The organism is Streptomyces sp. HUAS TT7 (assembly GCF_051550175.1).
In the GTDB taxonomy this organism is placed as follows: domain Bacteria; phylum Actinomycetota; class Actinomycetes; order Streptomycetales; family Streptomycetaceae; genus Streptomyces.
This window is the reverse complement of the sequence record NZ_CP196175.1, coordinates 4740429-4756103: the sequence shown is the minus strand read 5'-3', so window position 1 is coordinate 4756103 and position 15675 is coordinate 4740429. Positions and strand designations below refer to the sequence as shown.

Genomic DNA, 15675 nt, shown 5'->3' with positions numbered 1-15675 from the left:
CGTGCGCAACCACCAGCAGACCATCACCGACGACCAGTGGCGAGGGGCCAAGCTGATCTGGGACTTCCACCAGATGCACCACGAGGTGCGGCCCGTCGACGTGGCGATCGGCCTGGGCAGCCACGACCTCGGGGTCGCGGCCGCCGCCGTCGAGCTGTATCGCGCCGGACTCTTCCCGCGCCTGGTGTTCACCGGCGGCAACAGCCCCACCACCGCCAAGGTGTTCCCGCGTGGCGAGGCCGTCCACTTCCGCGAGCACGCCATCGACCTCGGTGTCCCCGCCGAGGCGATCCTGCTGGAGCCGAACGCCGCCAACACCGGGCAGAACATCACCCGCTCCCGTGACGTCCTGGCCGCCGCTGGCATCACCCCGAACTCGGTGCTGCTGATCTCCAAGCCTTATATGGAAAGGCGGTCGTTCGCCACCGCCCGCAAGCTCTGGCCCGACGTGGAGGTCATCTGTGCATCCGAGCCGCTGGAGTTCGACGACTACTTGAAGTCCATCGGCGACGAGAAGCTCGTCCTGGACATGCTCGTCGGCGACCTGCAGCGGGTCATCGAATACCCGAAGCTCGGTTTCGCCATCGAGCAGAATGTTCCGGGGGACGTGCATGCCGCGTACGAATCTCTCATCCGCTCCGGCTTCACCAGCCGCCTCATCGCATCCTGAGCTGCCTGTCCCGGGCGGGCTGTGTGCCATCCACCAGCCCAACTGGTTCCCCAGGCTCTCGACCCTGGCCAAGCTGTTCGCCGCCGACTACTGGATCGTCCTGGACGACGTGCAGTTCGCCCGCCGCGACTACCAGCACCGAACCCGCCTCGCCGCCCTCCGGGACCCTGAGCAGTGGCAGTGGCTGTCCTTGCCCACCCACCTGCCCCAGGGCCGTCAGACAGCGATCCAGGACGCTCTGATCGCCGATCCGGTCCGTTCCCAACGGCGGACCGCGCTGATGCTGCAGCAGCGCTATGGGGCCAGCCCTCACTGGCCCCTCCTGCAGGACGCGCTCGCCACGGTCCTCAGCCTGTTCGAGACCACCCCCAGGACCGCCGATCTCGCCGAAGCGTCCACCCGCCGCCTGCTGGACCTGCTGGGCTGGAAGGGCCAGATCCTCCGCTCCAGCCAGCTGCCCGCCCGGCCGGGACGTTCCCAGCGGCTTGCCGACCTCGCCGCTGTGACCGGAGCCCGGTCATATCTGTGCGGGACCGGCGGCATGACGTATCTCGACACGGGCCTGTTCACCGCCCGCAGCATCACGGTCACCTCGTTCCGCACTCCGACCACCGGGGTGTGGGAGGGCGCCCGGAGCATCAGCGCGCTTCGTGCGCTGATGCTCCTCGGACCCGATGCTGTTGCTCTCGAACTGCACCACGCCACCGGTGAATTAGCAGTGGACGTCCCCCATCACGTACGACTCAACGTCCCCAGCAGCGGACCAGTCCGGTGCGGTGTCCGTCCTCGTCAGCTGCAGGAGCCATAGGGGGCCGTGCTCTTGACCGGGGGCAGGTAATCGCTCGTTCTCCTGCGTGGCTGCGGCAGTTGGCGGACGGCTGCAGGCTGCTCGGCCTGTTCCCGCAGTCGTTCGATCTCCAGGTGCTGGGCGGCGATGCGTGACAGTGCCAGCTGACGGAACTCCGAAAGCCTTGTGATCTCGGCGTCCTGGTCCTTGACCCGCCGTTCCAGCTCGGAATTGCGCGCTTTGAGGCGCTCGATCTGTGCGACGCGTGGATCAGGAACGGTCCCCGATGCCTGAACAGCCGCCAGCCGCCGCTCGAACTCCTCCGCAAGATGCTGGTAAGGGCCCGGCCGCGGGGCGCCGTCCCGGCCCCTCTTCGGGTAGAAGCCGGTCCGGACCACCCCCGACAAGGCGGCCAGCGTCTTGATGTCGCACTTGCCTCCCTCGGGCAGGTCACCGGACAGCATCCGGTCCATCGCCACCCGGATCGCCGCTTCGTTCGCCTGACGGGTCTCCTCACTCACCCGGCCCATGCATCGCCCTCCGTTCCCGTAGCCGCGTCGATCTCGGCCAGCACTCGCTCATCACGGGCAAGGTCGGCCGCCAAGCGGGCCCTCTCGGTCTTCTGTCCTCGGCCGATCGAACCGATGAAGATCTTGGTGTTCTCCGCCCTGGAGGCCCACACCGGTCGGTGACACGTGTGGTGGGTGGCCTGCGGGCATCGCGCGGAATCACACAGACCCGCCATGGGCTGAGCGTTCGCGGAGGCTGACACCCCGGCCAGCTTCAGGCACAACGCCTTCGACGGGTCGAGGAACCAGCAGTAGTTGGCCACCCCCAGATGCAGCGTCTCGGCCCGTCTGGCCAGGAGGTTGAGCACTTCCTGGTCACTTCGCTTGACGCTGGGGGCACCCGGCCGTGCGATCTGGCCGTCGACGAAGGCGAAGAAGTCGATCAGGTCCTTCGCCCCGGGGCCGGACGGCAGAATGCCGTCCTGGAAGTCCCGGAATGCCTGAGCCGTCAACTCCCGGTTGCGGACCTGCTCTTCCTGGGCGACCTCGGCCAGCAGAGTTGCCTGACTGCCGCCCGGCCGGGCGGCGTATCCCTCCGTCGTGACCACCGAGAGGTGCTTGAGGTGGATCTTGGCCGCCAGGAGTCCACCGGGACGGTGAGCCAGCTCCAACGCCAAGGTCCGCCTGAGCATCCGGAGGTTGACCTTCGTGTCCGGGATCGGCGCCAGCCCGAGCCGCTGGCCCTCCGGGCCGTTGACCCACGCCCGGAACGCGTCGATCATCGCGGTGACGGCGAACCGCCCGAACAGGAACCCGCCTCGGCGTCCCGGGTCCACCAACTCCTGGGCGATGCCGGCCGCGCGGTAGGCCTCCTCGACGGTGATCCATTCCTCGCGCAGTCCGCCGAGCGGCTGGCCCTTCACCAGCTTGCTCTGCAGGCGGTAGCGCACGCGGCCCTCACCGAGTTGTGCCGGAGGAAGCTGTGGTTGGTCCGGCATTTCCATGATCTCGCTCGACCGCATGCCGGTCAGTGCCGCGATCGCCAGCAGACATGCCGCTCTCATCGCCTGGACCACACGGTAGGCCGGTTCCATGGGCTGTGGCAGCGTCCAGGGCACCTCTCCCTGGCCGTCTGCGCGGGGCACCAGGGCCGCGTTCCAGCCCCACCGGTGTTCCAGCCCCACCTTCGCCACCGCGGCCTCCAGGACGGGCCTCAGCCGGGGAGTCCGATAGTTGGGCATTGTCCCCGACAGCCCTGCCTCGATGCACAAACTCCGCAGGTTCAGCCGCAGCAAGGGATCCTCCAGCGCCCAGCCTTCGTCGAGTCGGTTCCGCACGACGCGGTCGATGGTGATGTCGAAAGGCCGTCCCTCCTGGACATGCCTGGCGATGGCCTCGGACATCGACTGGAACCACTGCCCCGGCGGGACCGCGCGCTGTGGGTGGCGCTGTGCGACGAAGTCCGCGTTCAGTTCCACGACGTGCGGGCCCAGGTGCTCGATCATGTAGAGGACCGCGGCCAGCAGGGGCTGAAGCGTCTCCTCCGGCACCGGCTGTGTCTTGTTGGCCTCCGCGTGGGAGTAACCGGACACCCGAAAGGCGCTGATCGAGCCCCACGGCCGGAACCCGGCAGCGTAGGCGTCCGTGCTGAACAGCTCCGGGTAGAAGGCGATCTCCTGGACCGCCAGCACCGCCTGGAGTCGATACCCGCTGCTGGCGGCCCGGATCGGCTTTCCGTCCTCACCGCGAACGTGACGGTTCCACTCCAGGTAGGAATCGCAGTGCTGCTGCGTCACCTGCGACAACGCGGTCACGCCGTGCTCGGTGAGCCAGTTCAGCCAGCGCGTCAGGGCCGCCAGCCGGGCATGCATGCTGCGGACCGCCAGGGGAAGCCGGAAGGCGGCGGGCAGCACCCGTACTTCCTCGTGTCCCGGGGCCAGCCGCGCGAACACGTACTCCTTGGCCAGGATCTGCCAGCGCGGGTTGCGGATGTGCCGGAAGTCCAGGACGAGCGAGGCCGGCGAGGTCTCCTGTGAGATGCCCTCGACCCCGGTGAAGTCCCAGCAGTCCTGGTCGAACACGCATCGTGTGCGGCCGGGCCGCAGGGTGAAGCCCGCGGCCGCGCAGACGTCCTGGCCTGCAAAATATGAGGCCGGCGGCATCCGGCCGGGCAGGCTCTCTCTGAACGCGGTGGTCACGCGGTGGTCTCCTCGGGCCTCAACGGGATTTCATCGTCGCTGTCGGCGACCTGGCCTGCAGCCTCCGCCAGGGCGTTTTCGGTGAAGTAGGTGCCCGGCCGGACAATGTCGTCCAGCCGCTGGGCGTACGGACCGAAGACCGACATGAACTGATCACTGGTCAACTGCTGCCACTGGCGCGAGAAGAAGGCCTTCAGCCGCAGCAGGTTCGGCAGGTGCCTCGGGGTGAACACGGCCAAGGGGCAGAGCAGACACACCCACGGCCGGGCCGGACACGGCTTTCCCTTCGGCCCGTGCAGGCCGGAGAGTTGATCACCGCAGGCTGCCGTGAAGACGTCGCGGCGACCGCCGACCAGCTCCCGCAGAGCCCCATCGTCCAGTCCGAGCCGGGCCACGTGCTCGGGATAGTCGCGCAACAGCTCGGCGGTCTCCTCGCTGTGCAGCACCACGGGCGGCTCGGCGCGACGCACCATGTCCGCCTGGGCGGCGGCAATGATCTCCTCCACGGCGTCGCGCTGTTCACCGGTGCCCAGGGTGAGATATGAGTCCCCCTCGACCGCCGGACTGCGGTTCGGGTCGATCACCGTCCGTCTGGTCCCCCGCCACTGCGACCGGTCGCGCATGGCGCTGTGCGTGGTGCGAATCCGGTGCTGGTGGATCCTCAACGGCTTGCCGTCGTCCCCGAGCAGGCCCTGGTTCACCACCCACAAGCGGATCAGGCGCTTGTCCGGCGGTCTGGACGCCCAGTGCGGCGGAGTGATCCAGTACCGCACCCACAAGTCCTCCCGTACGTCTGCCGGCGCGAAGCGCCGGGCGACCGCAGAGTGGTTCAGCAACTGCTGCAGGAGACGCGTCGCCCGCGGCGACAGCGTCATCGACTCCGCCGCAGTGCGGCCTTTGAGGTAGTCCAGGACAACGGTTTCGTCACCGGCCCAGTCGATGTCGTCCAGGCCCAGCCCGGCGATGCCGTCCGGCACGATGCCGGTGTAGATCCCGAACAGGATCCGATACGACACGAGGACCTTCGGGGGCGGGAAGAGGCCCGACAGCAACTCGGGAACGTCGCCGTCCACCTCCAGTTTCCTGCCCCACTTCGAGGCCCGTGCTTTCAGCTCCCTCTGCCCGATCTCCGGGCCGTAGGTGTGCAGGAACCACTGCACATTCTCCGAGGTCCATCCGTGCTCATGGGGGTCCTGCCCCTGCCCGGCAAGAGCCAGGGCCTTCTTGTGCTCCGCGTACGACTGCTTCACGATCCGCCGTGACGTCTCGGTCATCCGCTGCCACTCGCCCTCGCTGTAGGGCTGGAGAGGAGTGAGGCCCTCCCGGCGTCGCTGGTTGAAGTTCCGGCCGTCGACCAAGGCGCGGACTTCGGGCGCCAGAATGCCCAACTGGTCATCGGCACTGCGCAACATCTGCCGTTGCGCCTGCTCATGCATGCTGCGTATCCCGCTCATCCAGTAGGCCGCCAACCTGGCCCGTGTGAGTTCCCCGGCATCGCCATGGAAACCCTCAGCGTCCAGGGCCCGCACCAGGTAGCGCAGGGCGGTCAGATAGAGCGAGATGGTGTTGTTCTTGTCCAAGTCCCCGTGCGGGTGGACAAGATCCGACAGCCCGGTCAGCAGCGTGCGGACCAGCTGCGGGTTGAGTTCGCTCCCGACGAACCGGCGCGAAGCGGAGCCGTCACTGAAGACGCACTCGATACCCAGAGGGCTGTCGATCACACTTGCGGGCATCAGGCGTACTCCAACTCGTCGTCGAACTCTTCCGCCGCCTCACGCACGGCCGCTTCCTCGTCCAACAGGCCGTACTCACGGCCGACTTGGCTGTAGAGCTCCCGGAAGATTCGGGTGGTGTCGATGCGGTGCAGGTACTTTTCCGTGGTCAGAGCGCTGCTATGTCCAAGAAGGTCCCGCAGGATCAGCAAGGGCTCGGTCTTGCGCAGATACAAGGCCAGTCCGGCGTCGTCGTCGGCATCCCTCACCTGGCGGGCCGCCTGCTCGTAGTAGCCCCGAACCAGCCTGATCATGGTCGACATGGCCATGGAATGCCGTAGCCGGTGCGGGGCGACGTGCGGAAACCGCGGCTCGAAACGTTCCCGGATCCGGTTCGCCGTGCGCTTGAACACGCTCGGCCACGAGGTGAACGGGCGGCCGTTGCCCCAGACCGACAGGAGCATCGACCCGCCGTCCGGGCCGACCAGACGCCTCCGCTGTCCTGGCGTCATCAACTCCCACGGGACGCGCCTGCCGTTGATCCGTCCACCCCGCGCGTCGAACTCCGTCACCATCAGCGGGTCGCCCCAGCGGGCCGGAGGTCGCCAGGACGACCCGTAGACGGACATCTCCCTCTCCAGGTCGACGTAGCCGTGCAGTTCCGCGAGCGCGTCATAGTCAATCCACGACTCGCGGTACTTCGTTCCCTTGGTGACACCGGCCGGGACCGGAAACGACACCGGCAGAGACGACCGGCGCTCGGGCAACGGCGGGATCTCGCAGACCAGCAGATAGGTGAACTCCTGGCACCTCAACCCGTTGGACAGCACCGACCGCCCGACGGCGGCATTGCGGGCCAACTCCCGTCCCCTGTAGGCCGGGTCTGGTTCTCCGTCCCCCCGAAGGCCCGCCAGCCCCTTGAGGAACAGGTCCTGGAAGTCTTCCTCCAGGTACTTGATCGTGACGTGTTCCTTCGGCTGCCGACGGCGTGCCCGATTCACCGAGACCTCACGAAACTGGCCGTTGAAGTAGCCCGTGGCCTGCTTGTAGGTGAACGGTTCCGCGGTGGTGTACCCCTCGGCCATGGCCCATCGGTAGAACCCCGACAGGATGCCCATGCTCTGGTTCCAGGTTGACGCCGCAAAACGGCTGTCCATAGGGCCAGTTGCACGATGAACGGCGTACGCGCCGAGCACCGATTTCAGCCGGTCCCGGCTGTCGAACAGGGTCACGCCATGCTCAGCCGCGAACTCCATCCACTCCCGGACGGTGCGGACGTAGTACGGCCACGACTTCGGCGCCGGGCACCCATTCACGGGTAGCTCGCAGGCCCATCTGTTCACAACGGCTGCAGTTCTGGGTCCGCCAGGGTCCTCAAGAAGCAGGTCGTCATCGAAGAGGAGGGGCATCCCTTCCGGAATCGCTGGCTTGAACGCCAGGTCCCAGGATTCCCACGCATCGGAAGAATAGAACATCTGTTCCATGCAGTGACGCTATCTAAGAGACACATCGCACTGCAAGGCACAAACTCTCAGCTCACTGGTCACCCACGCTTCCAAAGCGACACTGCAAGAAAGCAGGAACAACCCAGCTCAGCACCCTCAACTGATGCAGCCGCGGCAGCGATTCCTCCAGGGCGCCCCCGGCGACCCGCCCTCGCGAAGCGGCGAAATCCGGCCAACGGCGGCCATCGGCCTGCTCCCCGCCGAGCAGCACATCCAGGCCGCCGCCGAGCGGGTCGCCGTCGATCAGCATGGTGCGCTGTCCGGAGCGGGCGGCGGTCACCGCGAGGGCGCAGGCCAGCGTCGAGGCCCCGGCGCCGCCGCGTCCGCCGATCACCCCGACGGTCAGGGCCGGGCGCCCCACGCCTTCGGCGGCGTCCGCGATCCGGTCGACGAGCCACGGCTCGGCGTCGGGCAGCCGCAGCACATGGTCCGCGCCGAGCTCGACCGCGGTCTGCCACACGCCCGGGTCGTCCTGGTCCCGGCCCACCAGGAGCACCCCGCGCCTGCGGGCCGATCCGAGCAGCCGGGGAGCGGCGTCGTCGCCGACCAGGATCAGGGGTGCGCTCTCCCAGCCGCCCTTGCGGTCGGGCACGCCGTGGCACACCTCGGGCTCGGTGCCGGCCGCCGCGCACAGCCGCAGCAGATCGTCGAGCAGTTCCTCGTCCTCGGTCACGATCAGCGGTCCGCCGCGCCGCCCATCCGTACCCGGCGGCCGATCGGAAGCCATGACTCCGTCCACGATTTCCGCCCCTCTCACTCGGATTCCTGCGTCCGCGCACTTCGCGAACTGGAATCACGGTGGAGGGAGACTCGAAATAATGTGGATCTTGATCGAAATCTGTGGACAACTATCCGCGTTGTGAATATCCCGTTCACCTATACCGGTGACTTCCGGAGCGCAGCGCAACCACTACACACAGTGACGAGTCTAGGGTGCGGGAGAGCGCGGGCGCGAGACGGAACGAGGGGGACGACGATCGGATCCAAGGGCCGAAAACGCATCCGGACATGCGACGACCCCCGCCGGGGGGGAGAGCGGGGGTCGTCCCCACGGCCGACTCGGGGGGGGAGGAGTCGGACCGGGTTAGCACGGTCGCGAACGATCCGTGACTTCCATGGTGTACCCGAGAGCCTTCTCAGGCAAACCCACGCGCCCCAGCTTACGCCGAATGGTGGGCGCCTATGCTCGGGCTCGTGGAAAACCACTCGTTGCCGCGAACCGCCGCCTTCTTCGACTTGGACAAGACAGTCATTGCCAAGTCGTCGACACTGACCTTCAGCAAGTCCTTCTATCAAGGAGGACTGATCAACCGCCGCGCCGTACTGCGGACTGCGTACGCGCAGTTCGTATTCCTCGCCGGTGGCGCCGACCACGATCAGATGGAGCGGATGCGCGAGTATCTGTCCGCCCTCTGCAAGGGCTGGAACGTCCAGCAGGTCAAGGAGATCGTCGCCGAGACCCTGCACGACCTGATCGACCCGATCATCTACGACGAGGCCGCCTCGCTCATCGAGGAGCACCACGCCGCCGGCCGCGACGTGGTCATCGTGTCGACGTCGGGCGCCGAGGTCGTCGAGCCGATCGGCGAACTGCTCGGCGCGGACCGGGTGGTGGCGACCAGAATGGTGGTCGGCGAGGACGGCTGCTTCACGGGGGACGTCGAGTACTACGCCTATGGTCCGACGAAGGCCGAGGCCGTCAAGGAGCTGGCCGAGTCCGAGGGATACGACCTGGCGCGCTGCTACGCCTACAGCGATTCGGCGACCGATGTCCCGATGCTGGAGTCGGTCGGCCACCCCCATGCCGTCAATCCGGACCGGGCGCTGCGCCGCGAAGCGACCGCCCGAGAATGGCCGGTTCTCGTCTTCAACAAGCCGGTCAGCCTCAAGCAACGGCTGCCCGCCATCAAGATGCCGCCCCGGTCGGCGCTGCTGGTCGCGGCGGCTGTAGGCGCGGCCGCGGCGACCGCCGGTCTCGTCTGGTACGCCAGCCGGCGGCGCGGCTGCGACTCTGCTTGAGGGACCGCGCAAACCTGCTCGAAGGGTGCTCCTGGAGAGCGCACATGCAAACAGACGTCCGTTTCACCCCTGTTTGAACCTAAAAGTAAAGAACTGTGGTCAGGGGTTTCGCTTCCCGCCGTACGGGAGTAGAAAGGACTCAACGGCCCGCGAGACCTGGGACATCCGAGAGGATCACCTTCTACGCAATAAAGGCCCCACGGACCGAGCATGAACATCGAGCACCCACGCGACGTCGACCCGTCGATTACGGGCCAGCCGCACCAGGTGAACGGGCAGAGAATCCCGGCCTGATGGGCAATATTCGAGGACGCTTGGTAACACGGTGGACATGCCAGCGGCGGTATCGGACATCGATACCGCCGCAACCCTTTTCCTGTACGCAATGTACGATTCCGGGCCCCGAACCACGGCGAACCGGGCGCGTGCCGCGCGCAGTCGGCCCAGGCCTCCGCCTACGCGGCGCCGCGCTGCAGCGCCTCGCACACCGCCGTCGACTCGCGCACACCCAGCTCGACCGCCTTGCCACAGTGGGCGATCCAGGCCGCCATGCCCTGCGGGGTCCCCGAGACGTAGCCGTCGAGCGCCGCCGCGTAGGCCGCCCGCCCCAGCTCCGCATGACCGACCTCGGCCGGGCAGATCGCCTTCGGGTCCAGGCCGCTGCCGATCAGCACGATCCGCTCGGCGGTGCGCGCGACGAGTCCGTTGTGCGAGGTGAAGGGCCTCAGTGCGAGGAGCTCTCCGTGCACGATGGCGGCGGTCACCAGGGCCGGGGCCGAGCCGCCCGCGATGATCAGCCGCGAGAGGCCTTCGAGGCGGCCCGCGACCTCGTCCGCGTCCGGCAGCGGGAGTTCGATGAGCGGCTCGTCGACCGCTTCGCCGCGCTGGCGTGGCCGGCCGACCGCGTCACCGGCGTCCGCGGCCGCGACCAGGTGCAGCCGGGCAAGCACCCGCAGGGGCGACTGCCGCCAGATGGACAGGAGTTGGCCCGCCTCGGCGGTCAGGCGCAGCGCGGCACCGACCGTGCGCGCCTCGGGCTCGCTGCCGAAGTCGGTACGCCGCCGCACCTCTTCGAGGGCCCAGTCCGCGCCGGACAGGGCGGCACTGCCGCGGGCCCCGCGCAGCGCCGCCTCCGAGGTGATCTCGTTGCTGCGGCGCCGCATCACACGGTGCCCGTAGACCCGGTCCACGGCCTTGCGCACGGAGTCCACGGCGTCCGGGACGCCCGGCAGCCCACCGAGGGCGACAAGAGGGTCAGCGGCGTTCGTACTCATAGGTAAGGAGGCTACGCGTCCGCAAGCCGCGCCCCACCTTCGAGTGGTCTTCTTCACTCGACATGCATACATAGCGCCACCGTGCAATTACCCTTGGTGAACATGAAGATCGCTTTCGTGGGGAAGGGCGGCAGCGGAAAAACCACGCTGTCCTCGCTCTTCATCCGTCACCTCACCGCCAACGAGGCCGCCGTCGTCGCGGTCGACGCCGACATCAACCAGCACCTCGGAGCCGCGCTCGGGCTCGACGAGGAGGAGGCCGCGGCCCTGCCCGCGATGGGCGCGCACCTGCCGCTCATCAAGGAGTACCTGCGCGGCACCAACCCGCGGATCGCCTCCACCGAGACGATGATCAAGACGACGCCGCCCGGCCACGGCTCCCGGCTGCTCAGGGTGCGCGAGGCGAACCCGGTCTACGAGGCGTGCGCGCGCCGGGTGGTGCTCGACGACGGGGACATCCGGCTGATGGCGACCGGCCCGTTCACCGAGTCCGACCTGGGCGTCGCCTGCTACCACTCGAAGGTCGGCGCGGTCGAGCTGTGCCTGAACCACCTGGTGGACGGCGTGGACGAGTACGTCGTCGTCGACATGACGGCGGGCTCGGACTCGTTCGCATCCGGCATGTTCACGCGCTTCGACATGACCTTCCTGGTGGCCGAGCCGACCCGGAAGGGCGTCTCGGTCTACCGCCAGTACAAGGAGTACGCCCGGGACTACGGGGTCGCGCTCAAGGTCGTCGGCAACAAGGTGCAGGGCCAGGACGACGTGGACTTCCTGCGTGCCGAGGTCGGCGACGACCTCCTGGTGACGATGGGCCACTCCGACTGGGTCCGCGCCATGGAGAAGGGCCGCCCTCCGCGCTTCGAGCTGCTTGAGGCCGACAACCGGCTCGCCCTGCAGACGCTGCAGAACGCGGCGGACGATTCGTACGGAAACCGGGATTGGGAGCGCTACACGCGGCAGATGGTGCACTTCCATCTGAAGAACGCGGAGAGCTGGGGCAATGCGAAGACCGGGGCCGACCTGGCCGCGCAGGTCGACCCCGACTTCGTACTGAGCGAGGGACTGATCACCGAGGTCAGCGAGCCTCAGCCTGCCTGACGGCGGGCTCGGGCGCCGCGGGCTTCAGCGGGGCGACCGGCTTCGCGGGGGCCGCGGGCTGGGCGGCCTCCAGGGCTGCCCAGCCGCCCTTGGGCGCCTCGCCGACCTTCAGCGCGCCGAACTTGGCGAGCACGGCCGGGTCCTGGGCGTCCAGCCAGTCGGCGAGCTGACGGAACGAGACGCAACGGACGTCGCGCTTCACGCACACCGTCCTGATGGTGTCCTCGATGGCGTGCATATAGGCGCCGCCGTTCCAGGACTCGAAGTGGTTGCCGATGATCAGCGGGGCGCGGTTGCCGTCGTAGGAGCGGGCGAAGGCCTGGAGGAGGCCGTCGCGCATCTGGTTGCCCCAGTACTCGTGCTGATCCGCGTCACCGGTCATGGCGTTGGACTGGTTCATGTAGAAGTTGTAGTCCATGGACAGCGTCTCGAAGCCGCGGCCCGGGACCGGCACCAGTTGCATCGACAGGTCCCAGACGCCGTTGTCGTTCTTCTTCGGCCACACCTGGTCGTTGACGGCGCTGGTGTCGTAGCGGAAGCCCATCTGGCCCGCGGCCGCGACGAAGTTCTTGCGTCCCTCCAGGCACGGGGTGCGGCCGCCGATGAGCTCCTTGTCGTAGTCGAACGGGAGCGGCGCCTCCGCCTTCATGCCGGAGTTTGTCTTCCAGTTCTTCACAAAGGACTTGGCTTGTGCGATCTCGCTCTTCCACTCGTCCACCGACCAGGTGCCGACACCGCCCTCGGGGCCACAGAAGTGGCCGTTGAAGTGGGTCCCGATCTCGTTGCCCTCCTGCCACGCGGCGCGCAGCTGGGCAATGGTGTCCTTGATGCCCTTGTCGTCATTGAACCCGATGTCCGAGAGGCCCGAGGCATGCTTGGGCGCGGTGTACAGGCTCGCCTTGGCCTCGGGGAGCAGGTACACGCCGCTCAGGAAGTACGTCATGGTCGCGTTGGACTCGTTGGCGACCTGGCGGAAGTGCGAGAAGAGCTTCTGGCTGTCCTCGCCGGCGCCGTCCCAGGAGAACACCACGAACTGGGGCGGCTGCTGCCCCGGTTTGAGCTTCTGGGCCTTGAGCAGGTGCGGCTGGAGCCCGGTATACGCGGTGGAGCCGTCCCCGATGAGATGGGGCGCGATATTGGGGGCGGCCGCGCCCTGCGGGCCGGCGTGCGCGCCCGGCCCGGCCGGGTCCGAGGAGCAGCCCGCGGCTCCGGCGGCCAGCGCCGTGGCGATGACACCGACAGCGATCCTCTTGGTGGCGTGCGTGGCGGCGATCATCCGCCCACCTCTTTCTTGCGGTTATGTGATTGACATGCCGTCACGGCGCCGCAAAAGTCGCACGCAACCCGAGGGGCGAAGGCGCGACAAGCCGATTGAAAAGATGATTATTCACCCTTAAGGGTGAATCATTGCCCCATTTACCCCAAATGAGAAGCGCAGCACTTTACTCTGCATTACGATTCGTTTACCGAGAGTTGAGAGTCCCCCCGCTGCACGCCGTGACCCACGGCCGCGACCCCACATTCCGCGACCGCGCTGCCCGGAGGAGACGGGAACATGCCTGCTTGCGTACCCCCTCGCGCCAAGACCCCAGCTCGCACGCCGCGCATCCGGCGACCGCACCAGGTGTCCCCCTCCGGGGACGGGTCGAGGCGCCGCTTCCGGATCAAGGGCGCCGATCTGTCGGCGTCCATCACCGTCTTCCTGCTCGCCGTCCCGATGTCGCTCGGTCTCGCCGTCGCCATCGACGCGCCCCTGGAGGCCGGCCTCATCGCGGCCGGGGCCGGAGGGATCGTCGCCGGGCTCCTCGGCGGCTCGCCCCTGCTCGTCAGCGGGCCGTCGGCCGGTCTGACCGTGGTGTCCGCCGAGCTGATCCAGACGTACGGCTGGCGCACCAGCTGCGCCATCACCGTGTGCGCGGGTCTGCTCCAAGTCGCCCTGGGTTCACTGAAGACGGCGCGCTCCGCCCTCGCGGTCAGCCCCGCCATCGTGCACGGCACCCTCGCCGGCATCGGCGCCGCCATCGCGCTCGCCCAGCTCCACATCGTCCTCGGCGGCTCCCCGCAGAGCTCGGCCGTGGACAACGCCCTTGCCCTGCCCGAGCAGTTGGCCCAGGTCGGCCCCGCGGCCCCGCTCATCGGCGCGCTGACCATCGCCGTACTCCTGCTGTGGCCGCGCGTTCCCGGGCCTGTCGGAAAAGCCCTGCGCCGAATCCCCGCCGCGCTCGCCTGCGTGGTGATCGCCACCGGTGTCGCCGCGCTCGCCGCGCCGCACATCGCCAGGGTCGCCCTGCCCTCCTGGGACGCGCACGTGCTGCCCGAGCTGCCGCAAGGGCCGGTGCTCGGGCTCGCCACCGCCGTGCTCACCGTGACGCTGGTCGCCAGCCTGGAGTCGCTGCTCTCCGCGGTCGCGGTGAACCGCCTCGCGTCCGAACGGCCGGGCACCACGGCCCCGCCGCGCGCCGACCTCGACCGCGAGCTGCGCGGCCAGGGCATCGCCAACGCCGTCTCCGGGCTTCTCGGCGGCATGCCCGTTTCGGGCGGCGCGGTGCGCGGCAGCGCCAACGTCCGGGCGGGCGCGACCGGCCGCGCCTCGACCGTGCTGCACGGCGTGTGGGTGCTGCTCGCGGCCGGGCTGCTCGTGTCCGTACTGGAGTGGATCCCGCTGGCCGCGCTGGCCGCCCTGGTCATGATGGTCGGCATCCAGATGGTCAACTTCGCCCACATCCGCAACGTCCACAAGCACCGAGAATTCCTGGTTTACGTGGCTTCCGTCGGCGGAGTGCTCGTCCTGGGCGTGCTGCAAGGAGTGGTCCTGGGGATTGCGGTGGCCGTGGCCGTCGCGCTGCACCGGCTCGCCCGTACCCGGATCACCGCCCAGGAGGAGGACGACGGCACGTATCTGGTGTGTGCCCGCGGCCAGTTGACGTTCCTCGCCGTGCCCCGGCTGACCCGGGCGCTCGGCCACGTCCCCCAAGGAGCGGACACCATCGTGGAGTTGGACGGGTCGTTCATGGATCACGCCGCCTTCGAGGCGCTGCAGAGCTGGCAGGACGCGCACCACGCGCGCGGCGGCAGCGTACGCATCACCGGGCGCGCCGGCGGCAGGATCGCCGAGCCCGCTTCCACCGCGCACACGTGCTGCCGCCCCTGGACACCGTGGCGCAACCACCACTGTCACGAGCAGCCGCCACAGCACGCCCACGGGCACCAACTGGTCAGCGGGCTCAGCTCGTTCCAGCGCAACACCGCCCCCCTGGTGCGCGACGAGCTGGCCCGGCTCGCCCGCGAGGGCCAGCGGCCGCAGCAGCTCTTCATCACCTGCGCGGACTCACGCCTGGTCACCAGCATGATCACGTCCAGCGGTCCGGGCGATCTGTTCACCGTGCGCAACATCGGCAACCTGGTCCCGCCGCCGGGCGCGGAAGGCGCCGACGACTCGGTCGCCGCGGCCATCGAGTACGCCGTGGACATCCTCCAGGTCCAGTCGATCACCGTCTGCGGGCACTCCGGCTGCGGCGCGATGCAGGCGCTGCTCAACAGCAACCCCGAGGAGCCGATGACGCCGCTGCGCCGCTGGCTGCGGTACGGCAAGCCAAGCCTGGAGAGGATGACGAGCCGACGGCACTCCTGGGCCCGGATCGCCGGGCGGCTGCCCGCCGACGCGGTGGAACAGCTCTGTCTGACCAATGTCGTCCAGCAGTTGGACCATCTGCGGCAGCACGAATCGGTGGCCCGCGCGCTGGAGGCCGGCACGCTCGCCCTGCACGGCATGTACTTCCACGTGGGCGAGGCGCAGGCGTATCTGCTCGCTGCGGACGACCACGCGGAGGTCTTCGAGGGCGTCGGCGTCAACCTCCTGGAGGACACGCACGCCTGAAACCTGTCGCGCCTCGTCGAGAA

The 15675-nt window shown here is 68.4% G+C and carries 11 protein-coding genes and 1 pseudogene; 5 read left to right on the top strand and 7 right to left on the bottom strand.

All coding sequences use genetic code 11. The features are described 5' to 3' along the window. Nucleotide 1 precedes the first annotated feature (1 nt). Together ACSHXC_RS21480 and ACSHXC_RS21475 are read left to right on the top strand one after the other, a co-directional pair. On the top strand, nucleotides 2-670 hold the full coding sequence (locus tag ACSHXC_RS21480; protein WP_438293143.1) for a YdcF family protein: 669 nt from the start codon (nucleotides 2-4) through the stop codon (nucleotides 668-670). After that, nucleotides 612-1478, top strand: a complete 867-nt coding sequence (locus ACSHXC_RS21475) for a WbqC family protein (protein WP_438293142.1) — start codon at nucleotides 612-614, stop codon at nucleotides 1476-1478. Before ACSHXC_RS21480 ends, ACSHXC_RS21475 begins: the two co-directional genes overlap by 59 nt. Here the strand turns inward: ACSHXC_RS21475 and ACSHXC_RS21470 are convergent. From ACSHXC_RS21470 to ssd, 5 genes and pseudogenes are all read right to left on the bottom strand, one after another. After that, entirely contained in the window at nucleotides 1460-1987 is a 528-nt protein-coding gene (locus ACSHXC_RS21470; protein ID WP_438293141.1) for a hypothetical protein, read from the bottom strand. The genes ACSHXC_RS21475 and ACSHXC_RS21470 overlap by 19 nt on opposite strands. After that, nucleotides 1975-4164 (bottom strand): site-specific integrase, encoded by a 2190-nt coding sequence (locus ACSHXC_RS21465; RefSeq protein ID WP_438293140.1) that lies wholly within the window; start codon nucleotides 4162-4164, stop codon nucleotides 1975-1977. Before ACSHXC_RS21465 ends, ACSHXC_RS21470 begins: the two co-directional genes overlap by 13 nt. Beyond that, the gene (locus tag ACSHXC_RS21460; protein ID WP_438293139.1) at nucleotides 4161-5897 is read right to left on the bottom strand and encodes a hypothetical protein; all 1737 of its coding nucleotides are present in this window, start codon (nucleotides 5895-5897) and stop codon (nucleotides 4161-4163) included. Before ACSHXC_RS21460 ends, ACSHXC_RS21465 begins: the two co-directional genes overlap by 4 nt. Then, nucleotides 5897-7360, bottom strand: coding sequence for a site-specific integrase (locus tag ACSHXC_RS21455; protein ID WP_438293138.1), 1464 nt, complete (start codon nucleotides 7358-7360; stop codon nucleotides 5897-5899). Before ACSHXC_RS21455 ends, ACSHXC_RS21460 begins: the two co-directional genes overlap by 1 nt. Before the next feature lie 103 nt (nucleotides 7361-7463). Beyond that, nucleotides 7464-8108, bottom strand: a pseudogene (ssd, locus tag ACSHXC_RS21450) (septum site-determining protein Ssd); the annotation flags it as partial. 455 nt (nucleotides 8109-8563) lie between these two features. Between ssd and ACSHXC_RS21445 the strand changes: the two are divergent. After that, entirely contained in the window at nucleotides 8564-9400 is an 837-nt protein-coding gene (locus ACSHXC_RS21445) for an HAD family hydrolase (RefSeq protein WP_438293137.1), read from the top strand. 455 nt (nucleotides 9401-9855) lie between these two features. On the opposite strand, the gene ACSHXC_RS21440 is transcribed toward ACSHXC_RS21445, so the two are convergent. Beyond that, nucleotides 9856-10674, bottom strand: a complete 819-nt coding sequence (locus ACSHXC_RS21440; protein WP_438293136.1) for an oxidoreductase — start codon at nucleotides 10672-10674, stop codon at nucleotides 9856-9858. Nucleotides 10675-10776: 102 nt separating this feature from the next. Here ACSHXC_RS21440 and ACSHXC_RS21435 point away from each other — a divergent pair, with 102 nt between their 5' ends. Further along, on the top strand, nucleotides 10777-11775 hold the full coding sequence (locus tag ACSHXC_RS21435; RefSeq protein WP_438293135.1) for an ATP-binding protein: 999 nt from the start codon (nucleotides 10777-10779) through the stop codon (nucleotides 11773-11775). Here the strand turns inward: ACSHXC_RS21435 and ACSHXC_RS21430 are convergent. Then, a complete protein-coding gene (locus tag ACSHXC_RS21430) occupies nucleotides 11753-13051 on the bottom strand; it encodes a hypothetical protein (RefSeq protein ID WP_438293134.1) in 1299 nt (432 codons plus the stop codon). The two genes, ACSHXC_RS21435 and ACSHXC_RS21430, sit on opposite strands and share 23 nt — an antisense overlap. A gap of 279 nt (nucleotides 13052-13330) precedes the next feature. Here ACSHXC_RS21430 and ACSHXC_RS21425 point away from each other — a divergent pair, with 279 nt between their 5' ends. Next, complete coding sequence (locus ACSHXC_RS21425) at nucleotides 13331-15652, top strand: bifunctional SulP family inorganic anion transporter/carbonic anhydrase (protein ID WP_438293133.1); 2322 nt, start codon at nucleotides 13331-13333, stop codon at nucleotides 15650-15652. The last annotated feature ends 23 nt before the right edge of the window (nucleotides 15653-15675 follow it).

Coding starts and splice junctions, on each gene's coding strand:
- ACSHXC_RS21425 (WP_438293133.1), top strand. CDS start 13,331: ATGCCTGCTTGCGTACCCCCTCGCGCCAAGACCCCAGCTCGCACGCCG.
- ACSHXC_RS21460 (WP_438293139.1), bottom strand. CDS start 5,897: ATGCCCGCAAGTGTGATCGACAGCCCTCTGGGTATCGAGTGCGTCTTC.
- ACSHXC_RS21470 (WP_438293141.1), bottom strand. CDS start 1,987: ATGGGCCGGGTGAGTGAGGAGACCCGTCAGGCGAACGAAGCGGCGATC.
- ACSHXC_RS21430 (WP_438293134.1), bottom strand. CDS start 13,051: ATGATCGCCGCCACGCACGCCACCAAGAGGATCGCTGTCGGTGTCATC.
- ACSHXC_RS21455 (WP_438293138.1), bottom strand. CDS start 7,360: ATGGAACAGATGTTCTATTCTTCCGATGCGTGGGAATCCTGGGACCTG.
- ACSHXC_RS21435 (WP_438293135.1), top strand. CDS start 10,777: ATGAAGATCGCTTTCGTGGGGAAGGGCGGCAGCGGAAAAACCACGCTG.
- ACSHXC_RS21440 (WP_438293136.1), bottom strand. CDS start 10,674: ATGAGTACGAACGCCGCTGACCCTCTTGTCGCCCTCGGTGGGCTGCCG.
- ACSHXC_RS21445 (WP_438293137.1), top strand. CDS start 8,564: ATGCTCGGGCTCGTGGAAAACCACTCGTTGCCGCGAACCGCCGCCTTC.
- ACSHXC_RS21475 (WP_438293142.1), top strand. CDS start 612: ATGCCGCGTACGAATCTCTCATCCGCTCCGGCTTCACCAGCCGCCTCA.